The sequence below is a fragment of the Roseovarius autotrophicus genome (assembly GCF_018069895.1).
In the GTDB taxonomy this organism is placed as follows: Bacteria; Pseudomonadota; Alphaproteobacteria; order Rhodobacterales; family Rhodobacteraceae; genus Roseovarius; species Roseovarius autotrophicus.
Genome location: NZ_JAGQDH010000008.1, coordinates 24,007 through 39,107 on the forward strand (window position 1 = coordinate 24,007; position 15,101 = coordinate 39,107).

Genomic DNA, 15,101 nt, shown 5'->3' on the forward strand with positions numbered 1-15,101 from the left:
GCGATGCGCTATGCGGAAGTCACCGAGCGTCTGGCCGGTCTGGGGTCGGATAAATGGACGCTCTTTGTGGCGGCGACAGCGCGCAAGCGGGCCGGGCAGCCGGTCATCGACCTGACTATCGGCGAGCCTGACACCGCCACCCCTGACCATCTGATCCGGGCTGCTACCAGCGCGATGCAGGCGGGGCGGACCGGCTATTCCAACGGGCGTGGCGAGCCGGAGGCCCTGGCGGCGCTGAGCGCGCGCTATTCCGAAGCAACCGGGCGCCAGATCGGCGCCGACCGGTTCCTGTGTCTGCCGGGAACACAGACGGCACTTTATGTGGCGTTGATGGCGCTGTGCGACCCAGGTTGCGAGGTGATCCTTGGCGATCCGATGTATGCAACCTACGAGGGGCTGATCCGCGCTGCCGGTGCGCGGCCGGTGCCGGTGGCGCTGCGTCCCGAACACGGATTTCGCCTGCAGGCGGTTGATGTCGCGGCGCGGATCACGCCTGCCACGCGCGCAATCCTGCTCAACACTCCGCACAACCCCACCGGCGCGATCCTGAGCCTGGCAGATCTGGATGCCCTGCTCGCCACTGCCGCCAGGCATGACCTGTGGGTGATCTCGGACGAGGTCTATGGCAACCTGACCCATGATGGCGCGGTTTTCACCTCGGCGCTGGCCGACCCGGCGCACGAGGCGCGGGTGGTCGTCGCCTCCTCGATCTCGAAATCACATGCGGCCACGGGCTTCCGCGCGGGCTGGCTGTGCGGATCGGCCGAGTTCTGCGCGCGCTCCTTGCCCCTGTCCGAGACCATGCTGTTCGGCTCGCAGCCCTTCATTGCCGACATGATGGCCGAAGCACTGGCCAGCCCGCCCACGTCTGCGCAGGCCATGGCCGCTCGTATGGCGCGGCGCGCGCGCATTGTTCACGAGGCGCTGGACGGCGTGGCAGGGCTGCGTGTGCACCGGCCTCAAGCGGGGATGTTCGCACTTGTCAACATTCGCGCGCTGAGCCGCGATTCGCAGGCTTTTGCACTGGACCTCCTGCACGCCACCGGGGTCGCGGTCATGCCCGGCGCGTCCTTCGGCACGGCGCTGGAAGGATGGTTGCGGTTGGCGCTGACCGCCAGCGATGACACAACCCGCGAGGCCTGCGCCCGCCTCGCCCGCTTTGCCGAAGGATGCCGGCCATGAGCACGGTTGCGCAGGGTCTGGTGGACTGGCTGACATTGATGGGAACCGAGGTGATCTTCGGCATCCCCGGCGTGCACACGATCGAGCTGTATCGCGCGCTGCCCGGTGCCGGGATTCGCCATGTCACCCCGCGCCACGAAGCCGGCGCAGGCTTCATGGCCGATGGCTATGCGCGCGCTTCTGGCCGTTTTGGCGTGGCACTGGTGATCACCGGACCGGGGCTGACCAACATCCTGACGCCGATGGCACAGGCGCGCGCCGATTCCGTGCCTATGCTGGTCATCTCGGGCGTCAACCAGCGCGATGCGCTGGGCAAGGGGTGCGGGCATTTGCACGAACTCCCCGATCAGCAGGCGCTGGTCGCCAAGCTGTGCCCCTCTTTCCACCTGGACCAGGCCGAAGACCTGCCTGCCACGCTGGCGCAGATCGCACAGGCGCTGACCACGGGGCGCCCGGGGCCGGTGCATCTGCAGATCCCGCTTGATCTGATGGCGGCCCCGTTGCCCGGTCAGCTCGCGCCCTTCGTCGCCGCCACCGCCCCGTCGCCAGACCTGACTCAGGCCAACCGCCTGCTGGCACAGGCACAGACACCCGTCATCCTTGCCGGTGGCGGGTGTCGCGGTGCGGGCAGCGCGCTGAAGGCATTGGCCGAGCGGCTGGGCGCGCCGGTCATCCTGACCACAAATGCACGCGGCCTGATGCACGGACACCCGCTTGGCGTGCCGGCCTCGCCCAGCCTCGGCGCGGTGCGGGATCTGATCCGCAACGCCGACCGGTTGCTGGTGCTGGGCTCGGAACTGGGCCGCACCGACTGCGATATGGTCGAGGATGGCAAGTTTCCCGCGACCGACGGCATGATCCGCGTCGATATAGACCCCGACCAACTGGCCCGGCACCCCGCCGCGCTGACAGTGCAGGCTGATGTCGCAACCATCCTGCCCCGGCTGACTCGTGCCATGCCCGCAGCGGATGGCCCCGCCCGCGCCGCGCATACGCGCGACGCGGCAAGGGCCGCACTACCCGCTGGGTATGAAGCTGAAGTTGTCCTGCTGGAGCGGCTGCGCGAAGGCTGTCCCGGCGCCATCATGGTGGGCGATTCCACGCAGGTCATCTATGCCGGCAACCTGTTCTACGATCACGACCGCCCCGGCGGCTGGTTCAACGCCGCCACCGGATACGGCGCGCTGGGCTATGCACCCGGCGCCGCCGTGGGGGCAGCACTGGCGGCGCCCGAAGCGCGCATCCTGTGCCTGATCGGTGATGGCGGGCTGATGTTCTCGCCCGGAGAGTTGCTGACCGCCGCCGAGGAAGGGCTGGATATCACCTTCATCGTGTTCAACAATGCGGGCTTTGGCGAGATCGCCACGGCGATGCGTTCGGCAGGCGCGCAGGTGCTGGGCTGCACGCCGCGCCCTCCCGATTTCGCTGATCTTGCCAGCGCCTGCGACCTGCCTTTTGAACGGGTGACCCCGCAGGCCCTGCAGATCACCGGGTCGGGGCCGCGTCTGATTGAAGTGACGCTGCCCCCTGTGCAGTAAACAGTGCAACCGGCCCGTATAGGCCAGCGCCACGAGACCAAACGGCGGTCAGGAATCGACCGATCGCCTGAAAGAGGGGAGAAAAGGATGCCATTGAGCATGAACCGCGAGGTGTTCATCACCTGTGCCGTGACCGGTTCGGGCGGTACGCAGCACAAATCGCCCCATGTGCCGCGCTCGCCGGAGCAGATTGCCGCCTCGGCCATCGACGCGGCAAAGGCGGGCGCGGCGGTGGTGCATTGCCATGTGCGCGACCCCGAAACCGGGGCGCCGGCGCGCGACCCCGCGCTTTACCGCGAGGTGACAGAGCGCATCCGCGATGCCGAGGTCGATGTGGTGCTGAACCTGACCGCAGGCATGGGCGGCGATCTGACGCTGGGCGGCACCGACAGTCCGCTGCCCCCGATTGCCGGCACAGACATGATCGGTGCCGCCGAGCGCGTGCAACATGTGGTAGACTGTCGGCCAGAGCTGTGCACCCTCGATTGCGGCACGATGAACTTTGCCGAGGCTGATTATATCATGGTCAATACGCCGGGCATGCTGCGCGATATGGCGCAGCGGATGGCGGCAAGCGGCACGCGCATCGAGATCGAAGCCTTTGATACCGGGCATCTGTGGTTCGCGAAACAACTGGTGGCCGAAGGGATCATCGCCGACCCGGTGCTGGTGCAACTGTGCATGGGGGTGCCCTGGGGCGCGCCGGATGACCTGAATACCTTCATGGCGATGGTCAACAACGTGCCGGCGGGCTGGCACTGGTCGGCCTTTGCGCTGGGGCGCAACGAGATGCCCTATGTCGCGGCCTCGGTTCTGGCCGGCGGCAATGTGCGCGTGGGGCTGGAGGACAACCTGTATCTTGAAAAGGGCGTTCTGGCTACCAACGCGCAACTGGTCGAGCGCGCGGTAACCATCGTCGAGGCGATGGGCGCGCGGGTGATCGGCCCGGACGCATTGCGCGAGCGGCTGAAACTGGAGAAAAGGGCACCGCTATGAAGGCGGCCATCATCGGCGGCGGTGTCATCGGGGGCGGCTGGGCGGCGCGGTTCCTGCTCAACGGCTGGGATGTCGCGGTATTCGATCCTGACCCGGAGGCCCCGCGCAAGCTGGACGCGATCCTGCAGAACGCCCGCGCCAGCCTGCCCGCGCTGTCCGACCTGCCCATGCCGACCGAGGGGCGGCTGCGCTTCGCCGACACATTGGCCGAGGCGGTCACGGGGGCCGATTACATCCAGGAATCCGTGCCCGAACGGCTGGAAATGAAACACCGTGTCTATGCCGAGATCCAGCGCGCGACCCCGGATGTGCCGCTGGGCTCGTCCACATCGGGCTTCAAGCCTTCCGAACTGCAGAAGGGCGCGCGCCACCCATCGGCGATCTTCGTCGCGCATCCGTTCAACCCGGTCTACCTGCTGCCACTGGTCGAAATCGTGCCCGGCCCGACCCATGACAAGGCGCTGATCACGCGTGTCAAGAACCTGCTGCGCGACCTGGGCATGTTCCCGCTGCATCTGCGCCGCGAGATTGATGCGCATATCGCCGACCGGTTCCTGGAAGCCGTCTGGCGAGAGGCGCTGTGGCTGGTCAGAGACGGCATCGCCACGACCGGCGAAATCGACGAGGCGATCCGAATGGGCTTTGGCCTGCGCTGGGCGCAGATGGGCCTGTTCGAAACCTACCGCATCGCCGGAGGCGAGGCGGGGATGAAGCACTTCATGGCCCAGTTCGGCCCCTGCCTGACCTCGCCCTGGACGAAACTGATGGATGTGCCCGAATTCAACGACGAACTGGTCGATCTGATCGCAAGTCAGTCCGACGTGCAATCGGGCCATCACACGATAGCCGATCTGGAACGCATTCGCGACGGCAACTTGATCGGCTTCCTGCGCGTCCTGAAAGATCGTGATTGGGGCGCCGGAAAGGTCTTGCGCGACCATGACGCGAGACGCAGAACCGCGATTCCCGCCCCCGCCCTGATACCCGACGCCGCGGCGCCATTGGTGCTGACGCAGATGCAGGTCCTGCCGGGGTGGATCGATCACAATGGGCACATGACCGAAAGCCGCTATCTGTTCGCGGCGTCCGAAACCTCGGACGCGCTGCTGCGGCTCATCGGGGCCGATATGGACTATGTCGCCGGCGGGCACAGCTATTACACCGCCGAAAGCCATATCACGCATCTGGGCGCAGCAAAGCTTGGCGATCACCTGACCGGGACGGTGCAGGTGTTGGGCGCAGATGAAAAACACATGCATATCGTCATCACCATCGCGCGCCAGGATACGCCCGTCGCCATGGTCGAACAGATGCTGCTGCATGTGGACATGACAGCGGGCCAGACCTGCCCGGCCGCGCCTGCGGTGCTGGACCGGCTGCTGCCGATCCGCGATGCCCATGCCGCGCTGCCGCGCCCGGCCCAGGCAGGCCGCCATGTCGGACAAAGGAAAAACTGATGCATTTTGCCCTCACCGACGAACAGCGCATGATTTCTGATACCACGCGCGCCTTCGTTGAAGCAGAACTCTACCCGCATGAAGCATTGGTCGAACGAACCGGCCACCTGCCAATGGAGATCATCCGCGAGGTCCAGGCCAAGGCGATCAAGGCCGGGCTCTACGCCGCGAACATGCCCGAGGATGTCGGCGGCGCGGGCCTCGATACGCTGAGTTGGCTGCTCTATGAGCGCGAGCTGGGGCGTGCGAACTATGCGCTGCACTGGACTTGCGTGGCGCGGCCCTCGAACATCCTGCTGGCCGGCACCGCGTCGCAGCGCGAGAAATACCTCTACCCCTGCATACGTGGCGAGACCTGGGACTGCCTTGCCATGACCGAACCCGGCGCCGGATCGGACTTGCGCGGGATGCAGGCAACCGCCCGCCCGGACGGTAGTGACTGGGTGCTGAACGGTACCAAGCATTTCATCAGCCACGCCGATATCGCGGGCTTCACCATCGCCTTCATGGCCACCGGCACCGAGGACACGCCGCGCGGACCAAAGAAACGGATCACCGCCTTCTTTGTCGACAAGGGCACGAAAGGCTTTAGCGTCAGAGAGGGCTATCGCAACGTCAGCCATCGTGGCTATACCAACGCGATCCTTGAATTCGACGACTGCCGCGTGCCGGTGGAGAACATTCTTGGCGAGCTTCACAAGGGCTTCGACGTGGCCAATAAATGGCTGGGTGCCACCCGGCTGCAGGTGGCCGCGACCTGCCTGGGCCGTGCAAACCGGGCGCTGCGTCTCGCCCTTGGCCATGCGGTCGACCGCCGACAGTTCGGCCAGCAGATCGGCAAGTTCCAGGGCGTCAGTTTCAAGTTGGCCGATATGGCGCTGGAACTGAAAGCCGCAGAGTTGCTGACATGGGAAGCGGGCTGGAAAGTCGATCAGGGCAGTGTGACGGATGCCGACATGGCGATGGCCAAACTAAAGGCCAGCGAGGTTCTCGCCATGGTAGCGGATGAAGCGATCCAGATCCACGGCGGTATGGGACTGATGGAAGAACTGCCACTTGAACGGATCTGGCGCGATGCGCGGCTGGAAAGGATATGGGAAGGCACCAGCGAGATTCAGCGCCACATCATCAGTCGTGAATTGCTGAGACCGCTTGGAGGCTGAAAAGAAGGCGACAGGGGGGCGTCTGCCCCGCTGGAGCCCCCCAGGATACTTGAGGACAGAAAATGCGGCACGTTAACGGACTCTCAACCCTGTCTTGTCACTCTGAACTCACGGTACAGGCGGGGACGCCGATGACCGTGGCAGGAAATGGCACCCGGTTCCTTCCGGAATCGGGTGTTCCCATTTTCTGTCCTCAAGTATCCTGGGGGGTGAATGCGAAGCAGAGGGGGGCAACGCCCCCCTTCTTTGCCCGACGGGGCGGCGAATGAACGATCTGTCCCGCCTTCTTCGTCCGCGCAGCATCGCTGTTCTTGGTTCTGGCTGGGCCGAGAATGTCGTCGCGCAATCGCGAAGCATGGGGTTCGATGGGCCAGTCTGGCCTGTTCACCCGGTGCGGCGCCAGATTGCCGGCGTTCCCTGCCATCGCAGCCTTGCCGACCTGCCCGGTGCACCGGACGCAACCTTCATCGGTGTCAATCGCCATGCAACGCTGGAGATTGTCACGCAGCTTGCCGAGATGGGCGCGGGTGGCGCGGTGTGTTTTGCCTCAGGCTGGCGCGAGGCGGGGGAGGGGCATCTTCAGGACCGACTCCTGAGTGCGGCCGGGGCCATGCCTTTGCTGGGGCCGAACTGCTATGGTCTGATCAACTACCTGGACGGGGCGCTGCTCTGGCCGGATCAGCACGGCGGACGGCGCGTCACGCACGGGGTGGCGCTGATCAGCCAGTCCTCGAACATCGCGATCAACCTGACCATGCAGGCGCGCGGCCTGCCGATCGCCTATGTCGCCTGTCTGGGCAATGCCGCGCAGATCGGCCTGGCGGAACTGGCCGGAGCGGTACTGGCGGATGAGCGCGTGACCGCTCTGGGCCTTTATCTGGAGGGTTTGGGCAATGCTGCGGCCTTTGCTGCCGTCGCGCAGGCGGCGCAGGCGGCCGGCAAAGGCATCGTGGCGATCAAGTCCGGCAAGACCGAAGCAGCGCGCACGGCTGCCGCCTCGCACACTGCCGCCATGACCGGGCCGGCGGTTACCTCCTCGGCCTTTTTGCACCGGATCGGTGTAGCCGAGGTGAGCACGCCCGCCGAGCTGATCGAGACGCTGAAGATCCTGCATCTTCACGGGCAGGGGCTGGGCCGGCGGCTGTGTTCACTGTCCTGCTCGGGCGGCGAGGCCGGGCTTGTGGCGGATCTGGGGGATGCGGCAGGGCTGCAGTTTCCGCCCCTTTCCGAGCCACGCCGTGTGCAGCTTGCGGCCAGCTTGGGCCCGCTGGTCACCATCTCGAACCCGCTGGATTATCACACCTTCATCTGGGGTGACGGGCCGCGCATGGCAGAGGTCTTTACCACCATGCTGGCCGACCATGATGCCGGCATCTTTCTGATCGACCCGCCGCGCCCGGACCGTTGTGACCCGTCAAGCTTCGAGCCTGCGCTGCAGGCCATCGCCACTGCCGCGCAGGCCACGGGCAAGCCCGCTTTTCCCGTCGCCTCGCTGCCCGAGAATTTTGACGAGGGCCGCGCGATCACTCTGATGGATCAGGGGATTGCGCCCCTTATGGGGGTGGAGACCGCGTTGGCCGCGATCCGGGCGGCGCAGCTTCCGCCCCGGCGCGAGGGCTGGAAAAACTGGGCACCCGTTACGCGCCATGGCCGGTTGTCGCTGCTGGACGAGGCGGTTGCCAAGGCCATGCTGGCCGAGGCAGGCGTCGCTGTGCCCCGCGGGGTGCGCGCTGACAGTTTGGCCGAATTGCGCGCACATGCTGCAGGGCTGACGCCCCCCCTGGCGCTGAAGGGGCTGGGCTTTGCTCACAAGACCGAGGCTGGGGCGGTGCGTCTGAACCTGTCCTCGCTCGACGGGCAGGCCGGGATGCGAGGTGCGACCGGCTATCTGGCCGAGGAGATGGTGACCGACGCCTTGAGCGAAATGCTGATCGGCGCGCGGCGCGACCCGATCTATGGTGCCACGCTTATACTGGGCTTCGGTGGCGTAGCGGCAGAGTTGCTTGGTGATACGGCAACACTGGTCTTGCCGGTGACGGCAGCGGATGTCACGCAGGCGCTGCGCGGCTTGCGGTTGTGGCCACTGCTGGACGGCTACCGCGGGCGCAGGCGGGCCGACACCGCGGCTGTCGTGGCCGTGGCACTGGCCTTGCAGGCCCTGCTGGAGGCTGATTCGCGGCTGGAAGAGATAGAGATCAACCCGCTGATGGTGCGGGACAGCGGCGCCATTGCCGTGGATGCGGTGATTTGGAGGGAAAACACATGATGCAAATGCGCAGCGACGGGCCGGTGCGGACGCGGGCCGAGGGTGCCATTCTGGAAGTCACGCTAGACCGGCCAAAGGCCAATGCCATCGATCTGGCCACCAGCCGGATCATGGGCGATGTCTTCCGCGATTTCCGCGATGACGACAGCCTGCGTGTGGCGATCCTGCGCGCTGAGGGGGGAAAGTTCTTCTGCCCTGGCTGGGACCTGAAGGCTGCGGCCGAAGGCGACGCCGTTGACGGCGATTACGGGGTTGGTGGTTTTGGCGGGCTGCAGGAACTGCCGCATCTGAACAAACCCGTTATTGCGGCTGTCAACGGCATCTGCTGTGGCGGCGGGCTGGAACTGGCGCTGAGCTGCGATCTGATCCTTGCCTCGGACAATGCCAGTTTTGCGCTGCCGGAAATCCGTTCCGGCACGGTGGCCGATGCCGCTACCCTGAAGCTGCCAAAGCGCATTCCCTATCATGTGGCAATGGACCTGCTGTTGACCGGGCGCTGGTTCGATACCGCCGAGGCGCTGCAATGGGGCCTGTTGAAGGAAGTGACCACATCAGAGGACCTGCTGCCCAGAACCTGGGATCTGGCGCGCCTTCTGGCCAGCGGCCCGCCGCTTGTCCATGCCGCGATCAAGGAGGTGGTGCGCGAGGCCGAGGACATGCGCTTTCAGGATGCGCTGAACCGCATCACCAAGCGCCAGTTCGAGACCGTGGACAGGCTGTATTCCAGCGAAGACCTGCTTGAGGGCGCGCGCGCCTTCGCTGAAAAGCGTGATCCGGTCTGGAAAGGACGCTGACGCGACCATCGCACATGCCTGTTATCAAAACGCCGTCACTAGAGCATGATGAGATCAGATTGAAGCGTATCCTGCGTTGACAAGATAGTTTGCGCATTCCTGCGGGGCAAAGCGGTCGAGGAGTGCTTCGATCCTGCGCCATGGTGCCTCCGCTGTTCTTTCGGAGGCGTTGCGCGCTGAAGCCGAACTTGCGGATCAACCTCCGAAAGCGGCTGGAGCGCGACAAACCCGATGCGCTGGCTGTGCCGCCATCGTCACAATCGTTCCCCCGGATCGGTTGCCTTACGCTGCGGCCACCGAATGTGATCTGAGGGTATCGAGAAGACTCAGGACCCAGCCACGCAATGGCGCTGGACTTACAACAACGACCGCCCCAACATGGGTATCGGCGGCGTCACCCCCGCCATGAAACCGAGAATGGTCGCGTAAGTTCTACGCACGCACCCCGTTAAAAAGGGGGAGAGCACGATTGAAATCAGGGGCCGCGCGGCAGAATTGAGCAAGATCGCAAGTGGCCAGCGCCGCCAAGGCGCAAATCGCGGTCGCCGGTGTCATAACGTCGCCCAAGCAGGCTGTTCAGTCCCTGCCGCGGAACACGCAAAGATTGGATGGAGACATCGTGGACAAGAAGCAGCAGATCCACTTCTGGTATTTCGCCGCCGCCTTCATGGTGTTGTTGATGGTGCAATCGTGGGTGTCGCAAGCCTCGGTCACCGAACGCATCCCCTACAGCACCTTTCTGGAATATCTCGAGTCGAATCGCATCGCTTCGGTCACCGTGCGCGCCGAGCAGGTCGAGGGGCGCTATCGCGACGCGATTGACGGCAACACCCATTTTGTCACCAACATCGTGCCCCCGGACCTGACCGAACGGCTGGAGCAATCGGGCGCGGAATTTGACGGCACGGTGCAGAATACATTTCTCAATACGATCTTGTCGTGGGTCGTGCCGATCCTGCTGATCTTTGCGCTCTGGAGTTTTCTGTTGCGCGGGATGATCGAGAAACAGGGCATGGGCGGCATGATGAATGTCGGCAAATCTCGTGCCAAGGTCTATGTCGAGCGCAACACAGGCGTCACCTTCGACGATGTGGCGGGCGTGGACGAGGCCAAGGCGGAACTCAAGGAAATCGTCGATTTCCTGAAGGAGCCTGAAAAATATGGCCGTCTTGGCGCGCGCATCCCCAAGGGCATCCTGCTGACCGGCCCGCCCGGCACCGGCAAGACATTGTTTGCCCGCGCCATCGCGGGCGAGGCCGGTGTGCCGTTCTTTTCCATTTCGGGCAGCGAGTTTGTCGAGATGTTCGTGGGCGTGGGCGCGGCGCGGGTGCGCGATCTGTTCGATCAGGCGCGCAAGGCCGCGCCCTGCATCATTTTCATCGACGAGCTGGACGCGCTGGGCCGCCGCCGCAGCATTGGCGGCTTTGGCGGCGGGCATGACGAAAAGGAACAGACGCTCAACCAGCTTCTGGCGGAACTCGACGGGTTCGATCCGCGCGAGCGGGTCGTGCTTCTGGCCGCGACCAACCGGCCCGAGATTCTGGACCCGGCCCTGATGCGGGCGGGGCGGTTTGACCGGCAGGTGGTGGTGGACCGTCCCGACAAGACCGGGCGGGCCGCGATCCTGCGCGTGCATCTGCGCAAGGTTGAGGTTGACCCAAGCCTGGATATTGATGCCGCGGCCGGTCTCACGCCGGGGTTCACCGGGGCGGAACTGGCCAATCTGGTGAACGAGGCCGCGATCCACGCCACAAGGCGCGGGGCCGAACGGGTGGCGATGGAGGATATTACCTCGGCGCTGGAACGCGTCGTGGCAGGGATGGAGCGCAAGGGGCATCTGCTCAACGCGCATGAACGCGAAACCGTGGCCTGGCACGAGATGGGCCATGCGCTCGCCGCCGCGCGCCTGCCGGGGGCCGATCCGGTGCACAAGGTGTCGATCATCCCGCGCACCATCGGGGCCTTGGGATATACGCTGACCCGCCCGACCGAGGACCGGTTCCTGATCACCCGGTCAGAGCTTGAGAACCGAATGGTGATGCTTCTGGCGGGGCGCGCGGCGGAAGAGATCCGCTTTGACGAATGGTCCACCGGCGCGGCGGATGATCTGGTGCGCGCCACCGATATCGCGCGCCAGATCGTCACCCGCTTCGGGATGCACAAGACGCTGGGGCAAGCGGTGCTGGAACAGGATCGCGGCGGCTTTCTGGGCGAGGACAAGGTCAGTTTCTCGCCGCGCGACCATTCCGAGGCCACCGCGCGCGAGGTCGATCTGGCGGTGCGTGATCTGATTGGCGCGGCCTATGACCGGGCGGTGGGCCTTTTGCGCGACAACCACGATGATCTCGAATCCGGGGCGCGGCTTTTGCTGGAACGCGAGACGATCACGCCAGCGGATTTCGCCCCCCTCAAACCAGCCTAGGCGACCGCCGCATGCCCCGACAATCCACGCGCCAACCGTCCCGCCGTCACACCGCTCCAACTGCCCCGGAGGGATGCCACGACTGCCTGCCATGTTCTTGCGCAGGAGCACCGGCCCGTGCCCGAGTCCTTCGCGCTTGATCATACCAGAGCACGAAACCAGCGCGGATCCTCAATTATGCAGGCAGTAGCGCGGCCAACTTGGAAGCCGGGCCGTCCACAATGCACGCAAGCGCATTGGCTGGACTTGTCAAATGCAGGTCAAGCTGTTCTTCTGCGCTTCTGATTGAAGCGTTTGCACCATAAAAGACAAAGGGGGGAGACCGAAGTGATCAATACAAGATTTGCGAAGTCGATGTATATGACGGCGGCCACAATGGGCCTGAGCCTGACGCTGGCGTCTGTGGCAGGCGCTGAAACACGCGTGACGCTGAAATCAGCCTCTTCGACCAGCTCTTATTACGTCATGATGGTGCAACTGGGTGAAATGCTCAGCGCGCAATCCGATGGCGCAATCCAGCCAACTGTCGAGGAAAGCCAGGGTTCTGTCCAGAACGTCGCCGAAGCAGGTCGGCGGCCTGGCGCGTTTCTGTTCACCACACCTCCGAACCTGATTGCCGATGCACAAGCTGGGAAAGCCCCGTTCGAGCAGGGGAATTTCGATAGTATTCGTACGCTTTTCCCGATGCCTTTCATCACCATTCATCTGGTGGTCCGCGGTGACAGCGATATTCACAGCGTCGCTGATCTGTCCGGACGCAGCTTTATCTCGGGCGGCACGGGAACGTTTTGTCAACGCCAGGTGGCCTCGATCTTCGAGACGCTGGGCATTGCTGACAGCGTGACTGCACCCGAAATGGAACTGTCAGGCGCACCCGCGGCCTTGCGCAACAACCAGGTTGACGGCTACGCGACCTGTTCGGCTCATCCGACGCCGCAGGTGCAGGAACTGGCCGCCACGCTCCCCGTGCGTATCCTGTCCTTCACCGAAGACGAGCGAGCGGCGATCATAGCGGCCAACCCCGGGGCTGGCGCGGTGACTGTTGCAGCCAATACCTATGCGGGGGTGGACGATGAAATCGCGACCATGGCTGTCCCCGTCGGAGCCTATGCAACCAATATGGACGATGACACTGCGCTGAGCATTGTATCAGCCTTCTGGACGCAGCGCGCGGACATGGCTGACACGAACCCATGGTGGGCGGGCGTAACACCCGATCTGGTGCCGCAACTGGGCGCACCTCTGCACGAAGGCATTGTGGCGTTTTACGCCCAACATGGCGTGGAAATGCCCTGAGCCTGTACTCCATGGCTGTAGCAGAGTGACATGCACGATCCGGGCGCGCGCCAAACGACGTCAGCGCGCGCCCTTTCCCTGTAATGCGCATGCGCGAGGTCGAGCTGTGTCGCTTCCGCCTCGATACCCGACATCGGAGACTCGATGAAGCGTCCGTCGTTTTTTGATACTTGGCTAACGGTCGAGATGGAGGGCCACCGTTTCGGTGTCATTGCGATCGGGTTGGCGGTGTTGTTGGTCGGGTTTCACATGTGGAACGCCTTTGCCGGACTTATTCCAAACCTGATCACCCGGCCGGCACATCTCGCCTTGGCATTGCCCTGGATATTCGTTCTGGGCGCGGCAGCGCAGCAGGGGCGGGCCGCATACTGGTCGGGCTGGGCGTTCCTTGCTGTCGGCTTGACGGTCAGCGCCCTGATCATGCTCAACCGGCGCGATCTTGTTCAGCAATATGGGGCGCTCAGTGGCCCGGTCCAGATCGTCCTGGCTAGCGCGCTGATTGTGGTGGTTCTGGAAATGGCGCGTCGGGCAATCAAGATCGTTTTGCCCGCTGTGGCGTCAATCGTGCTGGCCTATGCGTTTTTCGGCGCATTTATTCCCGGAAAGTTCGGCCATGCGGGTATGCCGGCGGACTACTTGCTCGGCACGCTCACCATAACCGAGGGCGGGCTATGGGGCACGCTGACCGGAACTTCGGTCGATACCATCGCCATGTTCGTGATTTTGGGCGGGTTCATTTCGGCGGGACAGGCGGGAACGGGGTTCATGGCCTTCGCCACCCAGATTGCGGGCCGCGCCCGCGCGGGGGCGGCCAAGGTGGCGATCCTGTCATCGGCCTTCTATGGCTCGATTTCCGGTGTGGCGGCGGCCAATACGGCGTCGACCGGAATGATCACAATCCCGACCATGAAACGCCTTGGCTATCCGCCGCAACTGGCCGCCGCGACCGAGGCCGTGGCCTCGACCGGAGGACAAATCCTGCCGCCCGTGATGGGGGCAGGCATCTTCGTGATGGCAGAACTGGTGCGCGTCCCCTACACCGAGATCATGGTCGCAGCCCTCTTGCCCGCGATCCTGTTCTTCATGGCGGCGTGGTTCGGCGTCCATGTCTATGCGCTGCGCACCAATCTGACCGCCTTGCCAAGGGATGCGCTGCCCGGTTGGGCGGTTGTCGCACGGTCCATGCCGTTCTTCCTGCTGCCCTTCTCGATCCTGGTCGGGACACTTGTGTTCACCAGCTACACCCTTGCCTATGCGGCGGTGTTTGCCACCATCGTGACCTGGATCACCCTGATCTTCGAGGCGAATGGGTCACTGTCGTTGCGGGGGTGGTATCGTCGCACATTGCTTGCAGTGGTCACGGCGGCGCAACAGGTTGCGATCATCGCGGCGGTCATCGTTTGTGCGGGGATCGTCGTGGGGGTGTTCAACATGACCGGGCTCGGGATCAAGCTGACTTCGCTGATCCTCTCGGCCTCGGACGGGCGGTTGTGGATTGCCTTGCTTCTGACAGCCCTGGCCGCACTTGTGCTTGGCATGGAACTGCCCACGACGGCGGCCTATGTGATCTGCGCTGCCGTCGCCGCGCCAGCGCTTATGGGAATGGGTTTGCCTGACCTGCAAGCGCATCTGTTCGTGTTCTGGTATGCCCTGCTTTGCACGATTACCCCGCCGGTTTGCGGCAACGTATTCATTGCGGCGGCCATTGCGAAGACGCCATGGTTGCCGGTTGCGGGCAATGCGATGCGCCTCGGGGTTGGGCTGTTCGTCATCCCGCTGGGCTTTGTGGCCAATCCCGAGATCCTGAACCTGGCGGGAGATCCGATCGCGGCATTGATGACCATGGCCCAGATTGCGCTGGGCTTGTGGCTGATCAGCTTCGCGGTGATCGGCGCCGCGCGCCAGCCTCTGCTCGAAGCCTTGCGAGTGCCTGCCTTGCCAGCGGGTTTGGCGCTTATTCTCGTGTTCTGAACGATCTTTAACCAAC

The 15,101-nt window shown here is 64.3% G+C and carries 10 protein-coding genes and 1 pseudogene; all 11 read left to right on the forward strand.

Features of this window, described 5'->3' with window-relative positions; all coding sequences use genetic code 11:
• The first annotated feature begins 3 nt into the window (after window positions 1-3).
• The 11 genes and pseudogenes from KAK09_RS10385 (at window position 4) to KAK09_RS10435 (ending at window position 15,085) form a co-directional block, all read left to right on the forward strand.
• Window positions 4-1,182, forward strand: coding sequence for a pyridoxal phosphate-dependent aminotransferase (locus tag KAK09_RS10385; RefSeq protein WP_210878870.1), 1,179 nt, complete (start codon window positions 4-6; stop codon window positions 1,180-1,182).
• Entirely contained in the window at window positions 1,179-2,720 is a 1,542-nt protein-coding gene (locus KAK09_RS10390; RefSeq protein WP_210878871.1) for a 5-guanidino-2-oxopentanoate decarboxylase, read from the forward strand. The genes KAK09_RS10385 and KAK09_RS10390 overlap by 4 nt, the downstream gene beginning before the upstream one ends.
• 87 nt (window positions 2,721-2,807) lie before the next feature.
• Window positions 2,808-3,716, forward strand: coding sequence for a 3-dehydrocarnitine:acetyl-CoA trimethylamine transferase BcoG (gene bcoG, locus KAK09_RS10395; RefSeq protein WP_210878872.1), 909 nt, complete (start codon window positions 2,808-2,810; stop codon window positions 3,714-3,716).
• Window positions 3,713-5,173, forward strand: coding sequence for a carnitine 3-dehydrogenase (locus KAK09_RS10400; protein WP_210878873.1), 1,461 nt, complete (start codon window positions 3,713-3,715; stop codon window positions 5,171-5,173). The genes bcoG and KAK09_RS10400 overlap by 4 nt, the downstream gene beginning before the upstream one ends.
• Window positions 5,173-6,336 carry an acyl-CoA dehydrogenase family protein gene (locus KAK09_RS10405; protein ID WP_210878874.1) on the forward strand — a complete coding sequence of 388 codons (1,164 nt, stop codon included), beginning with the start codon at window positions 5,173-5,175 and terminating at the stop codon, window positions 6,334-6,336. Before KAK09_RS10400 ends, KAK09_RS10405 begins: the two co-directional genes overlap by 1 nt.
• Window positions 6,337-6,601: 265 nt before the next feature.
• On the forward strand, window positions 6,602-8,602 hold the full coding sequence (locus KAK09_RS10410; RefSeq protein WP_210878875.1) for an acetate--CoA ligase family protein: 2,001 nt from the start codon (window positions 6,602-6,604) through the stop codon (window positions 8,600-8,602).
• Window positions 8,599-9,396, forward strand: a complete 798-nt coding sequence (locus KAK09_RS10415) for a carnitinyl-CoA dehydratase (RefSeq protein ID WP_210878876.1) — start codon at window positions 8,599-8,601, stop codon at window positions 9,394-9,396. Before KAK09_RS10410 ends, KAK09_RS10415 begins: the two co-directional genes overlap by 4 nt.
• 309 nt (window positions 9,397-9,705) lie before the next feature.
• Window positions 9,706-9,825 (forward strand): annotated as a pseudogene (locus tag KAK09_RS10420) (IS3 family transposase); the annotation flags it as partial.
• A 190-nt stretch (window positions 9,826-10,015) separates the two neighbouring features.
• Window positions 10,016-11,818, forward strand: coding sequence for an ATP-dependent zinc metalloprotease FtsH (ftsH, locus tag KAK09_RS10425; RefSeq protein WP_210878877.1), 1,803 nt, complete (start codon window positions 10,016-10,018; stop codon window positions 11,816-11,818).
• A 360-nt stretch (window positions 11,819-12,178) separates the two neighbouring features.
• Window positions 12,179-13,114, forward strand: a complete 936-nt coding sequence (locus KAK09_RS10430) for a TAXI family TRAP transporter solute-binding subunit (protein ID WP_272491259.1) — start codon at window positions 12,179-12,181, stop codon at window positions 13,112-13,114.
• A 144-nt stretch (window positions 13,115-13,258) separates the two neighbouring features.
• Window positions 13,259-15,085, forward strand: a complete 1,827-nt coding sequence (locus KAK09_RS10435) for a TRAP transporter permease (protein ID WP_247651169.1) — start codon at window positions 13,259-13,261, stop codon at window positions 15,083-15,085.
• The last annotated feature ends 16 nt before the right edge of the window (window positions 15,086-15,101 follow it).

Coding starts and splice junctions, on each gene's coding strand:
- KAK09_RS10385 (WP_210878870.1), top strand. CDS start 4: ATGCGCTATGCGGAAGTCACCGAGCGTCTGGCCGGTCTGGGGTCGGAT.
- KAK09_RS10390 (WP_210878871.1), top strand. CDS start 1,179: ATGAGCACGGTTGCGCAGGGTCTGGTGGACTGGCTGACATTGATGGGA.
- bcoG (WP_210878872.1), top strand. CDS start 2,808: ATGCCATTGAGCATGAACCGCGAGGTGTTCATCACCTGTGCCGTGACC.
- KAK09_RS10400 (WP_210878873.1), top strand. CDS start 3,713: ATGAAGGCGGCCATCATCGGCGGCGGTGTCATCGGGGGCGGCTGGGCG.
- KAK09_RS10405 (WP_210878874.1), top strand. CDS start 5,173: ATGCATTTTGCCCTCACCGACGAACAGCGCATGATTTCTGATACCACG.
- KAK09_RS10410 (WP_210878875.1), top strand. CDS start 6,602: ATGAACGATCTGTCCCGCCTTCTTCGTCCGCGCAGCATCGCTGTTCTT.
- KAK09_RS10415 (WP_210878876.1), top strand. CDS start 8,599: ATGATGCAAATGCGCAGCGACGGGCCGGTGCGGACGCGGGCCGAGGGT.
- KAK09_RS10430 (WP_272491259.1), top strand. CDS start 12,179: ATGACGGCGGCCACAATGGGCCTGAGCCTGACGCTGGCGTCTGTGGCA.
- KAK09_RS10435 (WP_247651169.1), top strand. CDS start 13,259: ATGAAGCGTCCGTCGTTTTTTGATACTTGGCTAACGGTCGAGATGGAG.